Source organism: Paenibacillus sp. NPDC057967 (assembly GCF_042887015.1).
Taxonomy (GTDB): Bacteria; Bacillota; Bacilli; order Paenibacillales; family Paenibacillaceae; genus Pristimantibacillus.
In genome coordinates, this window is record NZ_JBHVQB010000001.1 from 570,433 (window position 1) to 591,451 (window position 21,019).

At 53.1% G+C, this 21,019-nt stretch carries 17 protein-coding genes; 6 read left to right on the forward strand and 11 right to left on the reverse strand.

Annotated features, from left to right (window positions below):
• From ACFVSO_RS02375 to ACFVSO_RS02390, 4 genes are all read right to left on the reverse strand, one after another.
• Complete coding sequence (locus ACFVSO_RS02375) at window positions 1-1,842, reverse strand: cache domain-containing sensor histidine kinase (protein ID WP_387469700.1); 1,842 nt, start codon at window positions 1,840-1,842, stop codon at window positions 1-3.
• A 27-nt stretch (window positions 1,843-1,869) separates the two neighbouring features.
• Window positions 1,870-2,700 carry a carbohydrate ABC transporter permease gene (locus ACFVSO_RS02380; RefSeq protein ID WP_387469702.1) on the reverse strand — a complete coding sequence of 277 codons (831 nt, stop codon included), beginning with the start codon at window positions 2,698-2,700 and terminating at the stop codon, window positions 1,870-1,872.
• 19 nt (window positions 2,701-2,719) lie between these two features.
• Window positions 2,720-3,613 (reverse strand): carbohydrate ABC transporter permease, encoded by an 894-nt coding sequence (locus tag ACFVSO_RS02385; protein WP_387469704.1) that lies wholly within the window; start codon window positions 3,611-3,613, stop codon window positions 2,720-2,722.
• A gap of 67 nt (window positions 3,614-3,680) precedes the next feature.
• Window positions 3,681-5,003 carry an extracellular solute-binding protein gene (locus ACFVSO_RS02390; RefSeq protein ID WP_387469706.1) on the reverse strand — a complete coding sequence of 441 codons (1,323 nt, stop codon included), beginning with the start codon at window positions 5,001-5,003 and terminating at the stop codon, window positions 3,681-3,683.
• 732 nt (window positions 5,004-5,735) lie between these two features.
• Here ACFVSO_RS02390 and ACFVSO_RS02395 point away from each other — a divergent pair.
• Entirely contained in the window at window positions 5,736-6,047 is a 312-nt protein-coding gene (locus ACFVSO_RS02395) for a hypothetical protein (RefSeq protein ID WP_387469708.1), read from the forward strand.
• On the forward strand, window positions 6,044-6,307 hold the full coding sequence (locus ACFVSO_RS02400) for a hypothetical protein (protein ID WP_387469710.1): 264 nt from the start codon (window positions 6,044-6,046) through the stop codon (window positions 6,305-6,307). Before ACFVSO_RS02395 ends, ACFVSO_RS02400 begins: the two co-directional genes overlap by 4 nt.
• A 50-nt stretch (window positions 6,308-6,357) precedes the next feature.
• Here ACFVSO_RS02400 and ACFVSO_RS02405 read toward each other — a convergent pair whose 3' ends face one another.
• From ACFVSO_RS02405 to galU, 3 genes are all read right to left on the reverse strand, one after another.
• On the reverse strand, window positions 6,358-7,470 hold the full coding sequence (locus ACFVSO_RS02405; RefSeq protein ID WP_387469712.1) for a S1C family serine protease: 1,113 nt from the start codon (window positions 7,468-7,470) through the stop codon (window positions 6,358-6,360).
• 16 nt (window positions 7,471-7,486) lie between these two features.
• Window positions 7,487-8,734 carry an FxLYD domain-containing protein gene (locus ACFVSO_RS02410; RefSeq protein WP_387469714.1) on the reverse strand — a complete coding sequence of 416 codons (1,248 nt, stop codon included), beginning with the start codon at window positions 8,732-8,734 and terminating at the stop codon, window positions 7,487-7,489.
• A gap of 150 nt (window positions 8,735-8,884) precedes the next feature.
• Window positions 8,885-9,769 carry a UTP--glucose-1-phosphate uridylyltransferase GalU gene (gene galU, locus ACFVSO_RS02415; RefSeq protein WP_387469716.1) on the reverse strand — a complete coding sequence of 295 codons (885 nt, stop codon included), beginning with the start codon at window positions 9,767-9,769 and terminating at the stop codon, window positions 8,885-8,887.
• 245 nt (window positions 9,770-10,014) lie between these two features.
• Between galU and trxB the strand changes: the two genes are divergently transcribed.
• The 4 genes from trxB (at window position 10,015) to ACFVSO_RS02435 (ending at window position 15,591) form a co-directional block, all read left to right on the forward strand.
• The gene (gene trxB, locus ACFVSO_RS02420) at window positions 10,015-10,956 is read left to right on the forward strand and encodes a thioredoxin-disulfide reductase (RefSeq protein ID WP_387469719.1); all 942 of its coding nucleotides are present in this window, start codon (window positions 10,015-10,017) and stop codon (window positions 10,954-10,956) included.
• Between the two features lie 223 nt (window positions 10,957-11,179).
• Window positions 11,180-13,108, forward strand: a complete 1,929-nt coding sequence (locus ACFVSO_RS02425) for a glycoside hydrolase family 13 protein (protein ID WP_387469721.1) — start codon at window positions 11,180-11,182, stop codon at window positions 13,106-13,108.
• A gap of 94 nt (window positions 13,109-13,202) precedes the next feature.
• Entirely contained in the window at window positions 13,203-14,135 is a 933-nt protein-coding gene (locus ACFVSO_RS02430) for a LacI family DNA-binding transcriptional regulator (RefSeq protein WP_387469723.1), read from the forward strand.
• A 184-nt stretch (window positions 14,136-14,319) separates the two neighbouring features.
• Window positions 14,320-15,591, forward strand: a complete 1,272-nt coding sequence (locus ACFVSO_RS02435; protein WP_387469725.1) for an MFS transporter — start codon at window positions 14,320-14,322, stop codon at window positions 15,589-15,591.
• 224 nt (window positions 15,592-15,815) lie between these two features.
• On the opposite strand, the gene ACFVSO_RS02440 is transcribed toward ACFVSO_RS02435, so the two are convergent.
• From ACFVSO_RS02440 to ACFVSO_RS02455, 4 genes are all read right to left on the reverse strand, one after another.
• A complete protein-coding gene (locus ACFVSO_RS02440) occupies window positions 15,816-17,471 on the reverse strand; it encodes an alpha-amylase family glycosyl hydrolase (protein ID WP_387469727.1) in 1,656 nt (551 codons plus the stop codon).
• Window positions 17,468-18,304 (reverse strand): sugar ABC transporter permease, encoded by an 837-nt coding sequence (locus ACFVSO_RS02445; RefSeq protein WP_387469729.1) that lies wholly within the window; start codon window positions 18,302-18,304, stop codon window positions 17,468-17,470. The genes ACFVSO_RS02440 and ACFVSO_RS02445 overlap by 4 nt, the downstream gene beginning before the upstream one ends.
• Window positions 18,301-19,614: a sugar ABC transporter permease gene (locus ACFVSO_RS02450; RefSeq protein WP_387470535.1), complete on the reverse strand. Its 1,314-nt coding sequence runs from the start codon at window positions 19,612-19,614 to the stop codon at window positions 18,301-18,303. The genes ACFVSO_RS02445 and ACFVSO_RS02450 overlap by 4 nt, the downstream gene beginning before the upstream one ends.
• Before the next feature lie 95 nt (window positions 19,615-19,709).
• The gene (locus ACFVSO_RS02455; RefSeq protein ID WP_387469731.1) at window positions 19,710-21,014 is read right to left on the reverse strand and encodes a sugar ABC transporter substrate-binding protein; all 1,305 of its coding nucleotides are present in this window, start codon (window positions 21,012-21,014) and stop codon (window positions 19,710-19,712) included.
• Between the last annotated feature and the right edge of the window lie 5 nt (window positions 21,015-21,019).

Genomic DNA, 21,019 nt, shown 5'->3' on the forward strand with positions numbered 1-21,019 from the left:
TTATGCTCTAGGCATGATGGCAGGCACCATGACGGTTACCGTTGTGCCGGCATTCTCTTCGCTGTCGATACGCAGGCCATAGCCGGCGCCGTACTCCAGCACGAGCCTCCTATGCACATTAAGGAATCCCGCGCCGGAGCCCTGCGATTCACCATAGATGGCAGGCTCCACTGTTAGACTCTGACGCTCCTCCTCCTTCAGCTGGCTCCATTCCAGGCGTTCTGCGCGTTTCAGCGACAGCTGCAGCTCCTGAAGCTTCTTGGGAGGAATGCCTACGCCATCGTCGTGAATATGGATGAATACCGTCTGGCCTTCTCCCATTGCCGTGATGGTGATCGTCCCTTCGACAGACTTGATCGACAGTCCGTGAATGACTGCGTTCTCGATAAGCGGCTGCAGCGTCATCTTGGGCAGCAGGGTATCCATCAATTCCTCGTCTACTCTATGCTCGATATGGATTCGTCCGTCGGAACGAGCCCCGATTATGGTCATATAATAGTGGATCTGATCCAGTTCTTCCTTCAGCATCGCCGTCGAGCTGCGCCAGTCGCTGCTGTAGCGGAACATACGTGAAAGCGAATTAACCAGATTGGCCAGCTTCTCATTCTCCTGTTCGTCGAGCAGCCAGTAGATCATCTCTAACGTATTGTAGAGAAAATGCGGATTAACCTGCGACTGCAGCGCATGAATTTGGGCGTTCTTCTCACTCGCCGTCGCGATTTTGTTGCGTTCCACCAGCCCGTTGATTTCGCTGACCATCCGGTTGAAGTGTTCATTCATATAATTGATCTCATCATACGAAGCCCGGGTGTGCAATTGCGGGCTCAGGTCGCCTCTCTCTACCCGCCTCATCTCCTGCACAATCGACTTGATCGGCTTGGATACCGATCGGGACAGCAGAAATGCGATCACAATGGCGGCAAGCACAATCGCCACAGACACAATGACAAAGTACCGGTTCGCAGCAGCCTGCTCTACCCTTGCTACTGGCTTCGGCGTAACCGACAGCAGCTTCCAGCCCAGCTTCGGGTCCATTGCTGTCACAATGAGACGATCCTTATCGCTGGCATCTGCCGCATCCTCCATGAACGGATAACGATCCAACTCCATGAACTCCGGAGGCGCCGGCTCATCATCCGGATGCGAGGTGACGAGCAGAGAGCCCGACGACGAATAGACGTAGGAGCGGCTCTCCGGCTTGATCATCAGATTGTTCATCGAGGAGATGAAGGTGCGCGGGTCCGCCTCAATGACAAGAATGCCGAGCGGCCTCGTCGTATAGAGATTGGTCATGACCCGGCCGAAGGTGAAGACCGGCTCCTCCTGCTCCTCGCGAATCGTAAGCGAGTTCTCGCCCAGCATGCCGCCCCATACGAGCGAACCGTCCGACTCGCGCAGCTCCTTCATCCATTCGCTCTTCATAAAGCCATGATTGATCTTATGTGTCGTCGACTCGTAGCTGTAGACGTTGCCGACTGGCGATATAATGTGGATGCTCTTCACATCGTTGTAGCTGTAATAGATCGTGCCAAGCGCGCCCATCATAAGCAGCTGCTTGTTGAACTCATCCATCACTGTCGGTTCTTCGCGGGACAGCAGGCGCTGAATCTCTGCATTGCTCATAATCGATTTGGTCAGACTGTCATAACCTCTGGCAAGCAACGAGAAGTTATCCATCGCTTGAGACACGTTGCGCTGCGCGGCTTCGCCGACTCGCATGTCGATCTGTTGTGCGGTGTATTGATAGAAGATGCCGGTCAGAACGATCAGCAAAGCGAGCGTGGACAACAAGATCCACAACAAGAGACGCGCGCGAAACGTATTCAGCCGAATTCCAAACAAAGCGTTGCCTCCTAGCATGCAAGCCGCTTATCCTTTGACGGCCCCTGCCACCATGCCTTTCGTAATTTTGTCCGAAAGGATGAAGTAGAACGTGATGACAGGCAGCGCTCCAAGCACCAGATATGCCCCGATGGAGCCATAATTCGCTGTGTACTGCCCGACAAAGCTGTTCACGCCGAACGGCAGTGTCTTGAGCGAATCCGCCGACAAGAAGGTAGCAGCGATAATATATTCATTCCAGATGGAGATGAAAGTCAGTATGGTAACGGTCATGATTGGCGGCACGGTAATCGGAAGCACAATGCTGAAAAAGATCCGATAGATAGAAGCGCCGTCGATCATGGCGGATTCTTCGATTTCATGCGGTATTCCTCTTAGGAAGCCCGACAGGATAAACACCGCCAGCGGTATAGAAAAAGCAACGTACGGGATGATGATGGAAGCATGCGTGTTCAGAATGCTCATGTTTTTGAATATGACCATCAATGGCAGCAAAGTCGATTGAATCGGAATCATGATGCCGACCAAGAACACCAGCATCACGATATTGCCGTAACGCCATTTGAACCGGGTGATGGCATAAGACACCATCCCGCTAAGCACAATCGTAAGCACAAGTGTAATGCCCGTAACCCATATACTATTGCCAATATACTTCAAGTAATTGCCCGAAGTAAATGCGTCTACATAGTTCTCCCACATAAACTTCTTCGGCAGGGCAAAAAATTGCCCCGATACGATCTCACTGCTCGTCTTGAACGAATACAATAACAGCCATACCAGCGGATATAGCTGGGTGACGACCAAAATGCTCATAAAAATCCATGCGCCCGCGCGCCTTACAATCCGGAAATCCATCTTCGTCATTCTCCTTTCTCTAAGAGGCGGCTTCTTCCGCGCGCTTGAACGCCAGATTCAACAATACCGTCATCACGAGACAGAAGACGACCAGGAATGTGGAAATTGCGCTTCCGTATCCGTATTTGAAGGAATTGAACGTCATGTAGTACATATGTGTCGAGATTACCTCTGTCGTATTGGCTGGTCCCCCGCCCGTCATAACAACGATAAGGTCAAAGGCTTTCAGCGAGCCGATGACGGCCAGTACAACCGAGATTTTAATAACAGGCGACAGCAACGGGAGCGTAATGTAACGGTCGGCCTTGAAGCCTTCCGCCCCGTCGATGCTGGCAGCCTCGTAGATGTCGCTCGAAATATTTTGCACACCGGTAAACTGAATAAGCACATGGTACCCGATGTATTGCCAGAAGATAACGAAGCAGAGCGCGAAGATTGCCCAATCGGTATCGGCAAGCCATGTTTTGGTCCATGACTCCAGACCGAACTTCACGAGCATCTGATTCAGCATGCCCCCAAGCGATGCAGGGTTGTAGATCGACTTCCACAATTGGCCGATGACAACAACGGACAGAATGACGGGAAGAAAATAGCTGGAAATGAGGAAATTCGGACGTCTGACATAACGGCTGACCAGAATGGCGATGATGATTGCAATCGGCACCTGCAGCAAGGATGCGGCCGAGATGTACAAGGTCCGCAAGACAGACGGCCAGAAGATCGGGTCCTGTGTGAACAACACTTTGTAGTTGTTCAGACCGACGAATACCTGATCGCCCATGCCTGCCCATTCCACTAATGAATAATAGACCGATACCAGAATCGGCGCGAACACGAACGCCATATAAAACAACAGACAGGGAAGGACGAACACCGCTAAAGTCCATTTGCCTACTCTCAATACTCCGTTCACTAGCTTACCCTCCCATACGCTTGGAGCCACAAAGGGAACCTCACGGCTCCCTTTGCGTCACGCCTCTTTATTTTTTGTTCAATTCCCATGTTTTCTGATGCTCAGCTGCCAATTCCTCAACGTTCACGTCTTTAATGAGCAAGCTTTGCAGACCAGTCAGATGAGTTTGCGTGGTTGCCGGCTCGATCACGTTGTCAAAGTTCATGTCGCCGCCTTGAACTTCATTGAAACGCTGCATCGCGTCAACAGCCAGATCGGAGTAGCCGGCAGCCTTGAAGTCGCCTTCAACCTTTTGAGCCAGACCTACAGCAGCTTTATGCTCGAATGCCACTTTCGGGTAGTTCACCAGCAGGTATTTCAGGAATTTCTTGCTCTCATCCAGATGATCGCTGTTCGCGCCCAGCGCATAAGCTGTGCCTGGTGCGATTACATAGTCTTTCGAATCGCCTTTGCCGCCTACAGTCGGGAATGGCAGGAAGCCTACTTTGCCGCTAACCGTCTCGGATGCGTCAATAGAGGAGATCTCCCATGTACCCATGAAGTACATTGCTGCCTTGCCGTCACGGAACTGTTGGGAAGCCGTATTGTTGTCGTACGTAGCTGCGCCTTCTTGGTAAGCGCCTGCGTCGATCAGCTCTTTTGTTTTTTGCAGAGCTTCCACGAATATCGGATCTGTAAATTGCTTGTTGCCTGCTACTACGTCATCCAGGAATTTCGGTCCGCCGTTCACACGCTGCAATACGTTCGTGAACATAAAGGACAGCGGCCATTTGTCTTTGCCGCCCAGCATCATCGCTGGAATGCCGGCTTCTTTGAACTTAGGAATCGAAGCGATAATGTCTTCGAATGTGGTTGGCGCTTCTACGCCAGCTTTCTCGAACAGCTCTTTATTATAGAAAATGCCTGCAAGATTCATGTTGTAAGGAAGCGCGAATACATTGTCGTCGAAGGAGTAGTACTCCAGTACGCCTTCCAGGAATGTGCCCTTCAGCTCGTCATCCAGCATGTCGTTCAGCGGAGCAAGCACTTTGCCGTTCGCGAACGGCTGCAGCTGAGCGCCCGGGTTAACCATCGTAATGTCGGCTACTTCGCCGGATGCCGCTTGTGTTTTCAGCTTAACCTTCTGCTGTTCGGTATCCAGGCGATCCCATTCGATTTTGACGTTCGGATTTTCTTTCATGTAGTTATTTACGATTGCTTCTTCCACCTGATATTGAGGAGTCGACTTGTCTGTTTGCAAGGTTTGGAGAGTCAACGTTATTTTTTTGCCTTCAGACTTCCCGTCAACCGGTTTATTCGTGGAGCCTGGCTCTTTGTCGCCTCCACAAGCGGCAAGCGTCAAGGTCAGTGCTGCCGCGAGCACCAAGCTAATCGCGCGTCTTTTTTTCATTCTTAAAATCCCCCTCGAGTTGATATCGCTTACAACTATTACTCTACCCTTTTAGACCCGCTCTTCGAAATACAAAAAATCAACTTCTTGTGTTGAATTTTTCTACATTATTGGCTTTCTTGCGAAAGGTGAAGCACACCGTATAGGCAGATGCCGCATAAGATGCAGGAGGAAAATCGCCTAATGATTGATGAAGGAGATGGAAGGATCTCATGACGAATACTTACGACGCTATCCAGGAATTGCCCGTACCGCCGCAACAAGCACGGCCTTATGCCGTGAAGAGCGGCTGCGGTTGCGGAGGGGAACGCGCGCTGCTGCCTATACCCGGCGTTCTGCCGGGACCTTATTTCCCGGGACCGTGGGGACCCGGATCTTGGGGGCCGGGCGGACCTCATGGACACGGACCTTGGGGGCCCGGAGGACCGGGCGGACCTCACGGCCACGGGCCTTGGGGGCCCGGAGGACCGGGCGGACCTCATGGACACGGACCTTGGGGACCCGGGGGGCCGGGCGGACCTCATGGACACGGACCATGGGGACATGGAGGACCGGGCGGACCTCATGGACACGGACCATGGGGGCCCGGAGGGCCAGGCGGACCTCATGGACACGGGCCCGGATCTGGCGGTCACCACGGCCACGAACCGCGACCGCTAGAGCTGTCTGACTTCCGGCCGCCTGGTCATCCTCCCGGACAGCACGGCTCGGGTCAGCATGGATCAGGGCAGCATGGACAGCACGGTTCAGGGCATCATGGTTCAGGACAACATGGACAGCACGGTTCAGGGCAACATGGTTCAGGACAACATGGGCATCATGGTTCAGGGCATCATGGTTCAGGGCAACATGGACAGCACGGTTCAGGGCATCATGGTTCAGGACAACATGGGCATCATGGTTCAGGGCATCATCCGCATCACCATGGGCCATGGCCTGGTCCGGGACCCTGGGGAGGACCATTTGCGCTGCCGCTGGCAATTCCCGTCCCTGTACCCGTTCCAATTGGACCAGGACAACAAGGATTCATATCGGTTGTCGTGAACGGAGGTAATATTTATCCTGCCATCTCCAATAGCTATACCATCGTCTTCCGTCCAGGCCTTACGATTGGCGGCGCACTGGCCGAATCCGGCGTGATCGCATTCGCTGCCGACGGCACGATCGTCACAATCAGCGGGTACCCGATTTCCGGCAATATCGGCTATCAGCTGCGGCTGAACGGACGTATCATTCCGGCTGCCAGCATCCATCTTCCAATCCAGCCATCCGATACCGTTACGGTAGATATTGTATACAGATAAGTGCTATCCATGAAAAACGCCGAGAGCCTCTTGCGCTCTCGGCGTTTCTATTATTTGCGAATCGCTTTTCCTTTGCCGGACAACAGCTTCAGCTGATCGTTCTCGTATCCGACCTTATACGTAACCTGATATTTGCTAAGCACATTCTCGCTGTTTTTGCGTTCATCGACCGACAGCACTGCTGTAACCGTCGCCTCTTCTCCGCTGCTCGATACATGCAAATTATCGATAACGACATTGCGGGTCGTCAGATAGCCCTCGCGGAACTTGATATAGCTTGTCCCTTCCTTCCAATTGCCGCCAAGCAGGGAATAAGCGTACACATAGTCCCGGCTGTTCAAGCTGTCGTAGAAATGCCGGACCAAGTAATCCGCCAGCTGATCCAGCGTCGCCTCCTGCTGATGATCCTCTCTGTCTTCGGCAAGTGACAGATTGGGCAGCATCTCCATCGGCTCCCGTGACCAGCCTTCCACCATCGCCAGCACACTTGAGATCGGTATGCTGAAGCCGATCGTGCCCTCTTCCAGACCGGCGGAATTAATGCCCAGCACGGCGCCTGTCTTCATATCGACAAGCGGTCCGCCGCTATTGCCCGGCGCGATCGGCGCGGAAATCTGATACAGATCATTGTACGTATAAGGCTCAATGTGGAAGCTGCGGCCGACCCCGCTAATGATGCCGGTCGTTACCGTATTCTGAAAGCCGAGCGGACTACCGACAGCCAGCACGTCATCCCCCACTTCTCCCCGCTCGTACTTGACAAGCGTGAGCGGCTCTAAGCCCGCCAGCTCCGGCACGCGCACGACAGCAATATCCGTGTCTGTGCTAATCCCGATAACCTCTCCTTCAAGCTCGCGCGCATCCGAGGTTTTCACTCTTACATGCCGCACGCCTGAGACGACATGAGCGTTCGTAATCAGATCGCCTTCATGATTGTAGAGAAACCCCGAACCTTGTGAGCCCGTATCCGTCTCGATCATAACGACGAGCTTCTGCGTCTCGAATATGACATCCTTCAGCAGCTTCTTCACTTCGCCCACAGCGAGCAAGGGAGCCCCCTCCAGTTGCTTCGGCATCTCCGCCCGTACGGCGTATCCGGCAGCTGTACCAGCGCCTATGATCAGGAAGGAGCCCAGAATGCCGATCCATATGCGTTTGTTCATTCTGCTACTCCCCCCTTTAATCCAGGTACCACTCTGCTTTATCCACCACAACGGTCGTATCTTCGGAATAAATGCCGTAGACGGTTGTCGTGAATGTCATCTGCTCGCCAGCTTCGATATACTCCGGCGTTACGGTTGCTTTTCCCCGGCTTAACACAGCACCGTCCTTGGACTGAACGATCACCTCAACAACGACAGAATAGATCGCTCTTGTGGCTATGTTCTTGAGCGTTCCTTCGATCGTCAGATCGCCGAATTCATCCAGCGTTTTCTCCACGCTTACGACTTCGACAGCAGACGTGCGGTTGATCAGATCCTCTTCCGCGGCCCGCTGCATCGCTTGCTCGATCCGCTGCTGCTCCAGCCGCTCGTATCTGGTCTGCTCGTCCTTGATCTTGTTGAGCAGCGCAAGCAGCTCCTTGTCCTCTCTAGCCCATGCCAGAGAGCGGTTCACAGCAGCGGTTGCTCCTGTGAAGTTTTTGCGGGCAAGCAATTGCTCGACCTCTCTGGCGGTAATATCTTGTATAGAGACGATGATCTGTCCACGAAGCTCGGCGGCTTCCTCTCCTATTAACCCATTCACAACGTTGAGCATCTCGCCCAGCTCTTTGACTGTCGTCAAAGCCTCATACTCTTTTGTAAGCTTCTGAAGCGTCAGCTTCATATTAAGCTCGTCCAGCTTCTCCCTGAGCTTGTCGTAGATCGGCTCCTTATGACCGCCAAACTCGGTTTTCAGCCGGTTCAGCCCCGTCTCCGCTTCATCGATCATGCCGATGGATAGCCTCGTCTCGATCTGCCCCGTCATCCGCTCAAGCTCCAGCACATGCTGAATAATCTCCACATCGGCGGCAAGCGCCTTGAAAGCAGGACGAGCCTCCAAGGCATCCTCCAGCTTCTCAAGCGCTACGATGTATTCGCCGCTCAGGGCAGCCGTCCTGGCTTCCGACTGAAGCCGAAGCACGGTCTCGTTCACGCCTTTTTCATATTGATAATATAGGATGACAGCCATAATGGCGACAAAAGCAAGCCCCGCAAGCGCAAGCGGAACTGTCCATCCGAGGCCTTGCTTGCCCTGCACCGCACTTGGCGTCGTACGTCCCGCAATGACGGCTTCCTCCGCCAGCTCAAGCGACGCCGCTCCTTCGGAGAGCGCCTCTTCCCAGTCGGCTGTCTCGATTATTCTATGGGAATGCAGCCTTCTTCCGCATTGACTGCAATATCTGGCATCCTCCGCATAGCTTCTTACGCAATGATGGCAATACACCTGCGTTCAACTCCCAGCCCTATCTACTTCTCTCTATGAATCCAGACTCTATTCTATAACAAATAGTAAATAATCTCCATTTTAAAATAGTGGAAGATATAAAAAAACGCCGCCCCCCGATCAGGAGACCGAGGTCGACGCCCCCTATCATCAGCCTTGGCTCATAAGGCCAAGACGCTCCAGCATATATTTTCGCACATCCGCAGCCAAATCTTCCCGTTCCAGGGCGAAATCGATCGTCGCCTGCACGAAGCCCAGCTTATCTCCTACGTCATGACGACGCCCGCCGAACCGGAAGGCGTCCAGCCCGATCGTCCGGTTCAGCTCCTGCAAACTGTCAGTCAGCTGAATTTCCCCTGCCTTGCCCGGCTTCGCCTGCTCCAGCAACGCAAAGATCGCGGGATGAAGCACATAACGACCGACGACCGCATAATTGGAAGGAGCGAGGCCAGGACCGGGCTTCTCCACAATATCCCGGACGGGCGCAAAGGGACTGGTTCCATGATCAATATCGACGATACCGTATTTATGAGTCTGATCCCACGGCACTTCCATGACCGCTACGACCGAAGTTTGCGATTGCTCATACGCATCCATCATTTCTTTCAGGCAGGGCTTCTGGGATGTCAGAATATCATCTCCAAGCAGCACGGCGAACGGCTCGTCTCCGATGAACCGCCTTGCGCACAACACGGCATGACCAAGGCCAAGCGGCTCTTTCTGCCGAACATAATAGATATCCGCTAATTGGGAGATCGCCCTCACAGTGGACAGCATCTCTTCGTTATGCCTTGCTTCTAGCTCCGCCTCCAGCTCCACCGACTTGTCAAAGTGATCTTCAATCGCCCGCTTATGTCTGCCGCTTATGATGACGATGCTCTCAATGCCGGACTCGACGGCTTCCTCTACAATATATTGAATGGCCGGCTTGTCGATGAGAGGCAGCATCTCCTTCGGCTGCGCCTTCGTCGCGGGTAGAAACCTTGTGCCGAGACCGCCTGCAGGAATGACCGCCTTTCTGATTTTGTTTGCCATGACTACGTATGCCCCTCTCTCTTCGCTTAGGAGTAGCGCCTTTCAACTATCATATCATTTCCGGGGGCCGGGAGCCATTGGAAGACGCCTATCTTATAGAATGACAGACGCTCATTTCCGCATATCCCCAGCTCTTGCATGAAGGTTCGATGAACTGTATTGACATTCGTTACAGTTTATAATAGCTTTGAATTATACAATGATGTTAAGACTCATGATTTCATATCATATTGGGGGATTATCCTATGCACAAGACGATTATCATCGGAACCGGCCCTGCCGGATTGACAGCCGCAATCTACCTGGCCCGCGCGAATATGGAGCCGCTTGTCATCGAAGGCTGGCAGCCTGGCGGACAATTGACCACTACAACGGAAGTCGAGAACTTCCCCGGCTTCCCTGACGGCATTCTGGGCAGCGAGCTCATGTCCAATATGCGCAAGCAAGCGCAGCGCTTCGGTGCCACGTTCAAGACTGGCTCTGTGAAGAGCGTTGATTTCAGCAAGCGCCCTTATACGCTGGAGGTTGAGGGGCTTGGCCAGCTGCAAGCCGACTCCATTATTATATCCACTGGCGCTTCGGCCAAATATTTGGGTATCCCGGGCGAACAAGACAATCTGGGACGCGGCGTCAGCACTTGCGCAACCTGCGACGGCTTCTTCTTCCGCGGCAAAAAGCTGATTGTGATCGGCGGCGGCGACTCCGCAATGGAGGAAGCAAGCTTCTTGACCCGCTTCGCGACAGACGTGCGTCTGGTCAATCGCCGCGAGGAGCTGCGAGCATCGAAGATTATGCAGGACCGCGCCCGCGACAACGAGAAAATCTCCTGGAGCCTGAACCGCACGCCGCTTGAGGTGGTTGGCGGCGAGATCGGTCTGAAAGGCCTGCGCGTTCTCAACAACGATACGGGCGAAGAGGAATGGCTGGAGGCGGACGGTGTGTTCGTCGCGATCGGACATACGCCGAATACCGGATTCCTCGGCGGACAGATCACAACGGACGAACAGGGCTATATCATCGTAAAGCCCGGCACGACAGAGACGAACATCCCTGGCGTATTCGCATGCGGCGACGTACAGGATAAGATCTACCGCCAAGCGATTACAGCAGCCGGCAGCGGCTGCATGGCGGCTCTCGACTGCGAGAGATATCTGGAGGCGCTGGCGCATGAAATGATAAATTCCTAATTTTTTTCGCCCAAGCTACTGGCGTAAAATGTACAATTAATGTATAATTATACCCGTTGAGAGTTCAAAATATAAAGGCACTGCTACCGCATACCTATTGTTCGATATACGCTTCGCGAGAGCGGCGCTGAACATTTTTAGGAAAAGGTACAACCTCGGCTGAGCAAGCAGAGGTTGTGCCTTTTTTCGTTTTTTCATCACACTTTTGGAAGGGGAAATCACCATGTTATTAGAAGCCATGTATCATCGTCCCAAGCAAAACTGGGCATACGCCTACGACGGACAAACCATCCACCTGCGCGTTCGTTCCAAACGCAATGATGTCACTCGCGTGGAAGCCATCGTCGGCGACAAATACGCCTGGAATCAAACGATCATCTCCGTCGATATGCGTCTGCTCAGCTCCGACGAGCGATTCGATTATTGGGAGACATCGGTCAAGCCGCCCTTCCGTCGTCTGCGTTACGCCTTCCGCTTCCATAGCGGCGAAGAAACGATCATCATGACGGAGAAAGAATTCACGCGCGAGCTTCCCGACAATCCGAACACGTTTTTCGACTTTCCGTTCATCAATCCGGTCGATGTCTTCGAGCCGCCGGCTTGGGTGAAGGATGCGGTCTTCTATCAAATCTTCCCGGAGCGCTTCGCGAACGGCAAGCCTTCGCTTGATCCGGACACCGTCGAGCCATGGGGCGGCAAGCCGACTCCGAGCAACTTCTTCGGCGGGGATCTGCAAGGGGTTATCGATCATTTGGACCATCTGAGCGGCCTTGGCATCAATGCGATCTACTTTACGCCGCTGTTCGAAGCGACCACCAACCATAAATACGATACGCAAGACTACTTGAAGGTCGATCCTCAATTCGGCAGCAATGAGAAATTGAAAGAGCTGGTGGACGCCTGCCACAAGCGCGGCATCCGTGTGCTCCTTGATGCGGTGTTCAATCATTCCGGCCGGACGTTCGCTCCGTTCGTGGACGCGCAGAAGAACGGCCAAAAGTCCAAGTATGCGGACTGGTTCCACGTCAGAGAGTGGCCGCTGCAAGTTGTGGACGGCGTGCCTAGCTACGACACCTTCGCATTCGAGCCGCTTATGCCAAAGCTCAATACGGAGAATCCGGAAGTGAAAGCTTACCTTTTCGAGGTAGCCCGTTACTGGATCGAAGAGATCGGCATCGACGGCTGGCGCCTGGACGTAGCCAATGAAGTCGACCATCAGTTCTGGCGCGAGTTCCGCCAGGTCGTCAAGTCGGTTAATCCGGAAGCCTATATACTCGGCGAGATTTGGCATGACTCCATGACATGGCTGCAAGGCGACCAATTCGATGCGGTCATGAACTATCCGTTCACGAATGCGGTGCTGGACTTCTTCGCTTACGGCACAATTAACGCCTCGACCTTCGCACACGCAATCGGAACCCAGCTTGCCGCCTATCCGCAGCAAGTAACAGAAGCGGCGTTCAATCTGCTGGACAGCCACGATACGCCGAGATTGCTGACGATCTGCGAGGACAATGTCGACAAGCTGAAGCTGGCCGCCCTGTTCCAATTCACGTACCCCGGCACACCTTGCGTCTATTACGGCGATGAAGTCGGCATGAACGGCGGAGGCGACCCGGACTGCCGCAAGTGCATGGTATGGGAAGAGGAAGATCAGGACCGGGAGCTGCTTCGCTTCTATCAGGATACGATCGGCTTGCGCCATAATCACGAGGCGCTTCGCTCGACCGAGCTGGCTTTCACTTATGCGGGACAAGAAGACGGGCTGCTGGCTTATGAGCGCCGCTCGGATGGCGAGCGTATCATTATTGCCCTTAACGCGCGCGAAGGAGCGGCAACACTCGCTCTCTCCCTCCCTTCTGCTGTAACGGCAGACGCCCTGCCGCTAGACATTCCGTTCCGCGGCTTTGCAGCCGCTGCTGAAGCGGCCGCAGATGCAGCTTCTACTGTAGCGATTGAAGAGGCTGCTGTTGTAGTCGAAGCTGCATCCAAAGCGTCGAGCGTGCCTGCAAGCCTGAGCTCCTCGAAGTGGACCGTCCTGCACTCCAATGTGGGAGCCATTGCAAAAGGCTCCGAGCTTAAGACAGGTGAAGACGCTCAGCTTCAATTGAAGCTTGACGGCTACGGCTTTGTTGTTCTGAAGCAAAAATAATGACTGTGCAAAGAGCCGTCTTGTCATAGACAGACAAGACGGCTTTGTGCCATAATCAACTTAAACGATTAAGTCAATGAATGGAGCTATGTTCATGAACAAATCCGGCGGCAAAAAAGCAACGATGAAGGATATCGCCAAAGCGGCTCAGGTATCGGTCGCTACGGTTAGCTACGTGTTGAACAACGTATCGGGCCAAACGATTCCCGGTGAGACCAGGCAACGCGTGCTGGATGCTGCTAGCGAGCTGAATTATGTGCCGAATCTGGCTGCCCGCTCCCTGAGTAAGCGGCAATCCGGGCTGGCAGGTATTCTCGTCAACCGCCAACCTGACGAGCAATGGTGGGAGCGCGCTGCTTATACTCCGTTCATCGATGCGATGGAACGAGAGTTGACCTCGCTCGGCTATCACGTCGTCTTATCCAGTCTGGATGCCAAGGCACCGAATATGGATATCATCGCGGAGAGAAAGCTGGATGCTGTCTTTGTGCTGGGAGCGCTGCAGGATACCTTCCATCAAATCTCCCGTCACTTTCCTACCGGAGTGCCGCTTGTCGCCATTGACAGCCCTATCGAAGATCCGTTGTTCTATCGCGTTCAATATGATTATGAACGAGCAGCATTAGCCGCAACCGAACAGAACAGCAAGCCTTGCAGCTTCCTTGTCGCTGACCGCGGTTCCATGGACGCAGCCGCTCAGTTAGGGACGCTGCTCTCCCTGCCTCCATCCCAAGTGCTGGTGTTGGAGACGGAGGATCAATTGCAGCCCTTTCTCGCCAGGCAGACAGGAGATGGAATCATCCTGAATGAATATGTCGGTCTGCTCGCTTCCCGGTGGATGAATCCAACCCGTTATACCGTTCTCTGCACAGCGGGAACTCCGGAATTGCTTCATTCGCTCCCCCGCTCTTCCTCTGTCTTATTCGAGGATCGGAAGCACCTTGCGGCGCTGGAGCTTATGCAGTCGCTGCGGAATGACAGTTATTCCGGTCCGCCGGACAAATGCGTCCTGATAAAGCCGCGTTAACACTTTTAATCCGGTTGCATATCTAGTTGCTGCTAACTCTGTTGTACTTGTTCGCGCCATCCCTCACACATCAACTCATGCAGAGCAGTCCGCTCTGCCTATTTCTTCAACTACTTAAACGTTTAAGTGTATATTAGTTTTACATTTTCCCTTATCTAAAATTGAGCCATTAGGAGGAGCTTCTATGAGCGAATTAGCAAGAAGCATGCCGGACCATCGTCCTGTTCAATCGGTGCCGGAAGCATCAAGCATCTGGCGCAATCGTACCTTCCGGACGGTATTCGCCAGCTATAGTCTGTCGCTGCTAGGCAATACCTTTCACAGCATTGCGCTGAACCTGTGGGTGCTACAGATGACGGGCAGCGCCAAGTTAATGTCGCTTGTCCTCATCACGCATCTGGTTATTAGCATGCTCTTCGGCTCTATAGCAGGAACGGTGGCTGACCGTGTTAATCGCCGCCGACTGATGGTTGCTACTGACTTATTCCGCTTTATCATCGTCGGAGGGATCGCTCTCTGTATGGCGCTCCCGGAAATCCCGTTTTTTCTTATCCTGCTCCTGACCGCTATTGTTGCCTTGGCCGGGGCGTTCCGAGGCCCTGCCTTCCAAGCCTCCTTGATTGAGATTGTTGGGAAAAACGGCGTTTCGCAAGCTGTAGCCGCTATCAGCGTATCCGACAACCTGATCCGCATTGCCGGATTTGCCGCCGGAGGAACCGCAGTTGCCATGTTCGGGGGCGTCTTTGCCGTGGCGATTGACGCCTCCACCTTCCTCCTGTCCGGCATGCTGCTTTTATTCGCCGGGCGCTTCCCTTATGCGGCGCCAGATCGGCAGGATAAGGTGAAAACCTCCTTCCGCACCGATTTTATCGAAGGCTTCCGCGTTGTCTGGAACAATCGTTTTGTGCGGGGGGCCGTCATGCTGCTGCCGCTCGTTATGTTTTTCTTTTTGTCCACGTTTATGCTGATTCAGGTCATGGCTGTGCAAGTATGGCAAGCTTCCCCGATTATATTCGGGCTGCTCGAAGCCTGCATTCCTCTTGGCTATGTGATCGGCTCTATTATCATTATGAAGTTCGACAAACGGATGCGTCATCGCGGCAAGCTTGCGCTTATTAGCATTGCGCTTATGGGGCCGCTCTTCGTAGCGATATCTCTGCTTCAATCCGCAGCTGCCGCGCTCCCATTAATCGGGCTGGTTGGCATACTGTTCTCCTTCAGCACAACGATTCTTTTCATTTTGCTCAGAGTCGCTGTCGATCCGTCCCTTCAAGGACGCGTGTTCGGCCTGCTTGGCACGCTGACTAGCATCGCCCCGCCTGTCGGGCTAGCCGTATTCTCCGCTTTGTCCGATCACTACGGACCGGCCATCATTATGACGTACAGCGGCATTGCCATGCTAGTCGCAGGGCTTGCAGCCTATATCGGCTTGCGATCGATGCGGGAATACAGCTAGTTATTGATTGATTCTACTAGTATCATGAATCGGATCAAATCAATGAACATGCCAAGCTTAGGCTGGTCTGCATTGATGATCAAGGCGACAATCAGCGGCAACCAACGCGCTATTCACATTTCTCTCAAACATGATCATGATCAATTCACAATCCATGGTCGCAGCTATCTATAAGCTGCAACATGACAAAGGGCATTCCCGCATAATCGGGAATGCCCTCTTCCTTATTTCAACACCGCCGTGCTGTATGGAGGAAGCGTCAGCTTCGTACCTTCAAGCTTCGCATCGTCCGCTGTGCTTCGGGCAAGTTGCGTAAACTCGCCGTACACATCGGAGGCAGCCAGCTCTGCTGTCTGCGCTTCGCCCGACAGATTATGAACGACGAGCACACGCTCCGTCTTCGTGACGCGAACGAAAGCACTCAGCTTGCCGCCCACAGTCTCCAGCTTATACTCCCCGATCGTACCATTGCGAAGAGCCGCCTCTTCGTTCCGCCAGCCGATCAACGTCCGGTAATGCTCCAAAAGCGAACCATCCTGCCCAAGCTGCGCCTCGACAGATACTTCTCCCGCTTCCTTGTTATGCTTGGAGGCTATCCACTTCGTCTGCCCTTCTCCGCCTGCGGGATCGCGATGCCACAGCATCGGTTCGCGGATATATTCATCCGGCTTCACGCCTTGCATGCCAATCTCTTCTCCGTAGTAGAGGTATGGCGTGCCAGGCAGCGTGAGCAGCAGAGCCGCCGCCATCTTCGCATGGTCGGTATTGCCGCGAAGCTCGCTCATGACCCGGTTCTGGTCATGATTGCTCAGGAACGGCGCATCGACGAATGTGCCGCCCGAAGACTTCTCATAGACTTTGTATGCACGCTCCAGCGAAAAGGCAAGATCAGGGTCTCTTTCGTTCCTCGTCCCCCCGATCAGCTTGTCGGCCAGATCGAAGTGGAACGCAGAGTCGAGCGCTTGATCGAAGTATGGCGCGATAATCGCCAGCGAGTCCCACACTTCTCCTATTAAATAGGCATCGGGATTGACTTCATTCATGCCTGTCCGGAACTCCTGCCACCACTTCTTGTTGGCAGCCTGCACCTCTGGCGAGCCCACTGTCGACTTAAAGTCGCCGTAAATATGCTTGGCCGCATCCAGCCGGAAGCCGTCAAGCCCTTGCTCCAGCCAGTACTGTCCGATCTTGATCATTTCTTCGCGTACCTTCGGTTCATCGAAGTTCAGGTCCGGCATGCCGTTCCAGAAGATGCCCAGATAGCGCAAGCTTCCGTAGCTGTGCCAAGGATTGCCGTCCACCGCACCATTCGTCTGCAGCTTGTCGCCGGCTTCGGCGAACGAATACCAGCTGCGATACGGGCTGCTCGCATCCGCAAGCGCCTCCTTGAACCAGGGATGCTCGCTGCTCGTATGGTTCACAACAAGGTCCATAATAACTTTGATATCCCGTTTATGCGCCTCGTCCAGCAATCGCTTCAGATCGTCCAACGTGCCGTATTCCGGATTGATCGCATAATAATCGGTTACGTCATAGCCATGATAGCTTGGCGACTCGTTAATGGGCATCAGCCAGATGCCCCCGATGCCAAGCTCCTTCAAGTAATCAAGCTTGGCCGTTACGCCGTTCAAATCTCCGATGCCGTCCCCGTCCGTATCGTAGAACGACCGGACGAAGATTTCGTAGTAGACCGTGCCCGGCTGCTCGTCGGCTTCGTAGGTTGCCTGCACCGCCGCATCTCCGCCCGCGCCCCCGTCATCCGGCAACGGCGAAGAATCGCTGCTGCTCGAACCGGCTGTACAAGCTCCAAGCGTCAGCAGTAGAACCAGTGCCGTCGCCAGCAAAGACGCAACCGTACTGCTTCTGCTTACGACGGTCATCCTTTCATCGCTCCGGCCGTCAGACCTTGCACGAGGAAGCGCTGCAGAATGAGGAACAGAATCGTAATCGGGATGGCGATAATGACGCTGCCAGCAGCAAACAGCGTAAAGTAGCTATTGGTCTGCGAGGCAATCAATTCGTACATGCCGACGGCCACCGTATAGTTGTCCTTTGATCGAAGCACGAGACGGGCGAATATAAAGTCACCCCATACGCCCGTAAACGACGTCAGCGCCACGAACGTCAAAATCGGCTTCGACAAAGGCATCATAATTTTCAGAAACACCTGCAGATGGCTGGCCCCGTCGATACGCGCCGCTTCGTCCAGGCTGCGGGGAATCGTATCAAAGTATCCTTTGACGATAAAACCTCCGAGTGCAGCCCCCGCCGAATAAACAAGAATCATCGCGATATGGGTATCCAGCAAATTAAGCTGCAGCAAAATGATGTATATTGCGATCATGCTCATAAAGCCCGGGAACATGCCAAGAATGAGCATAGCGCTGAGCATCGTCTTGCGTCCGCGGAACCGGAATCGGGACAACGCGTACATACTGAGCGTCATTAGAAATACGGAGCAAATCATCGTAAAAAAGGCGATTTTCAGCGTATTCATATACCAGATGTCGAACGTGTACTGCGTACCGGTAAACAGCGTTACGTAATGATCAAGCGTCCATTTTTCCGGAAAAAAGTTTTTGCTGTACAGGGACCCGCCTGGACGGAAAGAGGAGACGACAACCCATATCGACGGATAAAGAGCGCACACCGACAAGATGATCAAAATCAAATAACTGAGCGACAGCCGCACGAAGCTGTTTTTTTGACTCATGACAGCATATCCTCCTCTTTGAATGATTTGGTCCGGCGGAAGCTCCAGATCGAGATCGTCGCGATCATAATGAAGATCAGAATGCCGATAGCTGCGGACATATTGTATTTGTTATTGACGATCGTCAGATTGAACAGCCAGGTGACAAGCAAATCGGTCGAGCCCGCAAATTGATAATCCCCGTTAGCGGGACCACCTCCGGTCATCAGGTAGATGACGTTAAAGTTGTTGATGTTGCCTGCGAATTGCGTAATGAGAATCGGAGCCGTCGCAAACAGCAAATATGGCATCGTAATAATTTTGAACTTCTGAAAATTTGACGCTCCGTCCACTTCGGCAGCCTCGTACAGATCGCGCGGTATGGCCGTCAGGACGCCAAGCGCCAGCAGCATACTGACCGGAATGCCGATCCACATGTTGACGAGTATCAAGGTAACTTTGGCCCAAAACGGATCCGTCAGCCACGGCAGCCCTTCCAGACCGAAATAGGCAAAATATTGGTTAATGGGACCGAATTTGGCGTTAAACAGGTTGCGCATGACGAGCAGTGATATGAGCTGCGGGATCGCATACGGAATGATGAAAATCGTCTGCCACATTTTTTTGAATCGGATGCCCCTCGATTGAACGAGCAGCGCGACAAAAATGCCTCCAAAGTAACAAGTGACGGTGGCAAGCACCGCCCAAATGATCGTCCAGACGAGCAGGCCGTAAAACGTCTTGCTCCACGACTTCATTTGCAGCAAATCAATAAACGATTGGAATCCGACCCAGTCGACGAGCTTGGCCGGTGGTATATGGTTAGGCGCCGAGTAATTCGTAAACGCCAGCATAATCGAGAATAAGATCGGCATGATCGTAAAAAACAATACGCCGAGCACTGGGAGAGCCAGCATAAAATAAGGAAAATGGTTAACCGTTACATGATTCCACGAATTCGCAAAATCGCGTACCGCCTTGCCTTCGTCCCGCTTTTTTCCGTTTTGATATGCATCATAAATATTCAACGCATAAATCAACAAAAATACGAGGAACACCAGAATGACGATAATGCCCTCCAGCATCAAAAAAATGGAATGGTCGCCCTTGACCAGTTCGGTGGTCTTTCCTACCTTCACAAATTTCTGCGTCGTTTCCCCAAGCGTTACCAATCCCCAGATGGCGTGCCCTAGACGGGGAACCAGATAATAAAGCCCTAATGCTTGAACACAAAGGAAAAAAATCCCCTTCAGCCACTGCCGGTTGTACAGTTGGCCAAGCCCTTGCAGCGCTACCGAAAGTATGGCCGCGGTATTACGATGCCGCTTCATCATTGTCCGGCTCCTCTCTTTCATGAACGGAATGAACGGCTTCCCCGCTAATGGCGGGGAAACCGTACAGCATTCCAAGTTTGCATGTGCTGCTCTTAGTTCGTTCCGATGCTGTCCTTAATTTGAGCGACGGCATTATCGAGCGCTGTTTTCGGATCCTTGCCCTCATTCCATATTTCGGAAATCGCCGAAGTAATCGGATTCCATACACTGCCCATTTCCGGAATGGAAGGCATTGGAGTCGAGTTCTCAAATTGTTGAAGGAACGCTTTGACGATTTCGTCATTGGCAACCGCTGGATCACTAGCGGCTTCTTCATTCGATGGAAGCAAGCTGTTCATCTCAAAGTTTTTCATTTGCATTTCCTTTGTCGATAGGAATCGCGCCAGCAATTGCGCCGCTTGCGGATACTTCGAGTTGGCATTGACGTAATAGGCTTGAACGCCGGAGAACGACGTCATCGGATTGTCGCCGATTTTCGGCAGCGGAGCTACTCCGAAGTTAATTCCTTCACTCTTGTAATCGGCTAGCGCCCAAGGGCCGTTAAGCTCCATCGCGAGCGTTCCGTCGAGGAACAAGCCTTTTTTGATATCGAAGTCAATATCGCCGGTATTCAATGGAAGAAGCTTTTCTTTGATTTCCACCATCAGATTTGCGCCAGCAATCGCACCATCGTTATTTAAGCCGATGTCCGCGCTGTTCGTATTGTCGTCTCCGAACATGTATCCGCCTTGCGAAGCCAGGAATGCAAAGTTGTAGAAGAATTGCTGCAATTCCCAAGCAAACGCAAATTTGTTCTTGGACGGATCATTGAATGTTTCCGCAAAGGTGAAGATATCCTCAAACGTCGCGGGTGCTTCCGGGATCAAGTCTTTATTGTAGAACATGGCATACGTTTCAACTGAACGGGGATAACCGTACAAAATACCGTCGTAGGTAACCGCTTTGACCGTTTTTTCGGCGTTTTCGCTAACAACCTCTTCCTCGAATGCCGTATTCGGCAGCAGAAGTCCGGCGGAGGCAGCGCTGCCGATATGGTCGTGCGGGAACAGAAGCACGTCGGCCGCGAGACCTGCAGGTCCATCAGTCATCAGCTTGGCCACTTGGTCCGTATTGCCCACTTCTTCGAATTTGACCGGCACACCGTATTCCTTTTCGAACTCGGCGCCCATTTCCTGAAGGAATGCCGCTTGGTTGTTGGCGTCCCAAATAACCAGGCTCGCTCCGGCTTCAGGCGTCAACTGCGTATCATCGCCTCCCGAATTGCCTGGATCCTCCGTCGGCGTGTTGTTGCTGCCGTTTGCGGTCGGACTTGGGTTGCCGCCGCCTCCGTTGTTACCGCTGCATGCGGCTACGACAAACAAAGAAACGATCAGCGTCATGACAAACCATTTTTTCATTCTAA

What these genes read in the sequence shown, in the direction of transcription:
- ACFVSO_RS02380 (WP_387469702.1), bottom strand. Translation starts at nt 2,700, where the DNA reads ATGGATTTCCGGATTGTAAGGCGCGCGGGCGCATGGATTTTTATGAGC.
- ACFVSO_RS02390 (WP_387469706.1), bottom strand. Translation starts at nt 5,003, where the DNA reads ATGAAAAAAAGACGCGCGATTAGCTTGGTGCTCGCGGCAGCACTGACC.
- ACFVSO_RS02395 (WP_387469708.1), top strand. Translation starts at nt 5,736, where the DNA reads ATGGACAGCACGGTTCAGGGCATCATGGTTCAGGACAACATGGACAGC.
- ACFVSO_RS02405 (WP_387469712.1), bottom strand. Translation starts at nt 7,470, where the DNA reads ATGAACAAACGCATATGGATCGGCATTCTGGGCTCCTTCCTGATCATA.
- galU (WP_387469716.1), bottom strand. Translation starts at nt 9,769, where the DNA reads ATGGCAAACAAAATCAGAAAGGCGGTCATTCCTGCAGGCGGTCTCGGC.
- trxB (WP_387469719.1), top strand. Translation starts at nt 10,015, where the DNA reads ATGCACAAGACGATTATCATCGGAACCGGCCCTGCCGGATTGACAGCC.
- ACFVSO_RS02425 (WP_387469721.1), top strand. Translation starts at nt 11,180, where the DNA reads ATGTTATTAGAAGCCATGTATCATCGTCCCAAGCAAAACTGGGCATAC.
- ACFVSO_RS02430 (WP_387469723.1), top strand. Translation starts at nt 13,203, where the DNA reads ATGAACAAATCCGGCGGCAAAAAAGCAACGATGAAGGATATCGCCAAA.
- ACFVSO_RS02435 (WP_387469725.1), top strand. Translation starts at nt 14,320, where the DNA reads ATGAGCGAATTAGCAAGAAGCATGCCGGACCATCGTCCTGTTCAATCG.
- ACFVSO_RS02440 (WP_387469727.1), bottom strand. Translation starts at nt 17,471, where the DNA reads ATGACCGTCGTAAGCAGAAGCAGTACGGTTGCGTCTTTGCTGGCGACG.
- ACFVSO_RS02445 (WP_387469729.1), bottom strand. Translation starts at nt 18,304, where the DNA reads ATGAGTCAAAAAAACAGCTTCGTGCGGCTGTCGCTCAGTTATTTGATT.
- ACFVSO_RS02450 (WP_387470535.1), bottom strand. Translation starts at nt 19,614, where the DNA reads ATGAAGCGGCATCGTAATACCGCGGCCATACTTTCGGTAGCGCTGCAA.
- ACFVSO_RS02455 (WP_387469731.1), bottom strand. Translation starts at nt 21,014, where the DNA reads ATGAAAAAATGGTTTGTCATGACGCTGATCGTTTCTTTGTTTGTCGTA.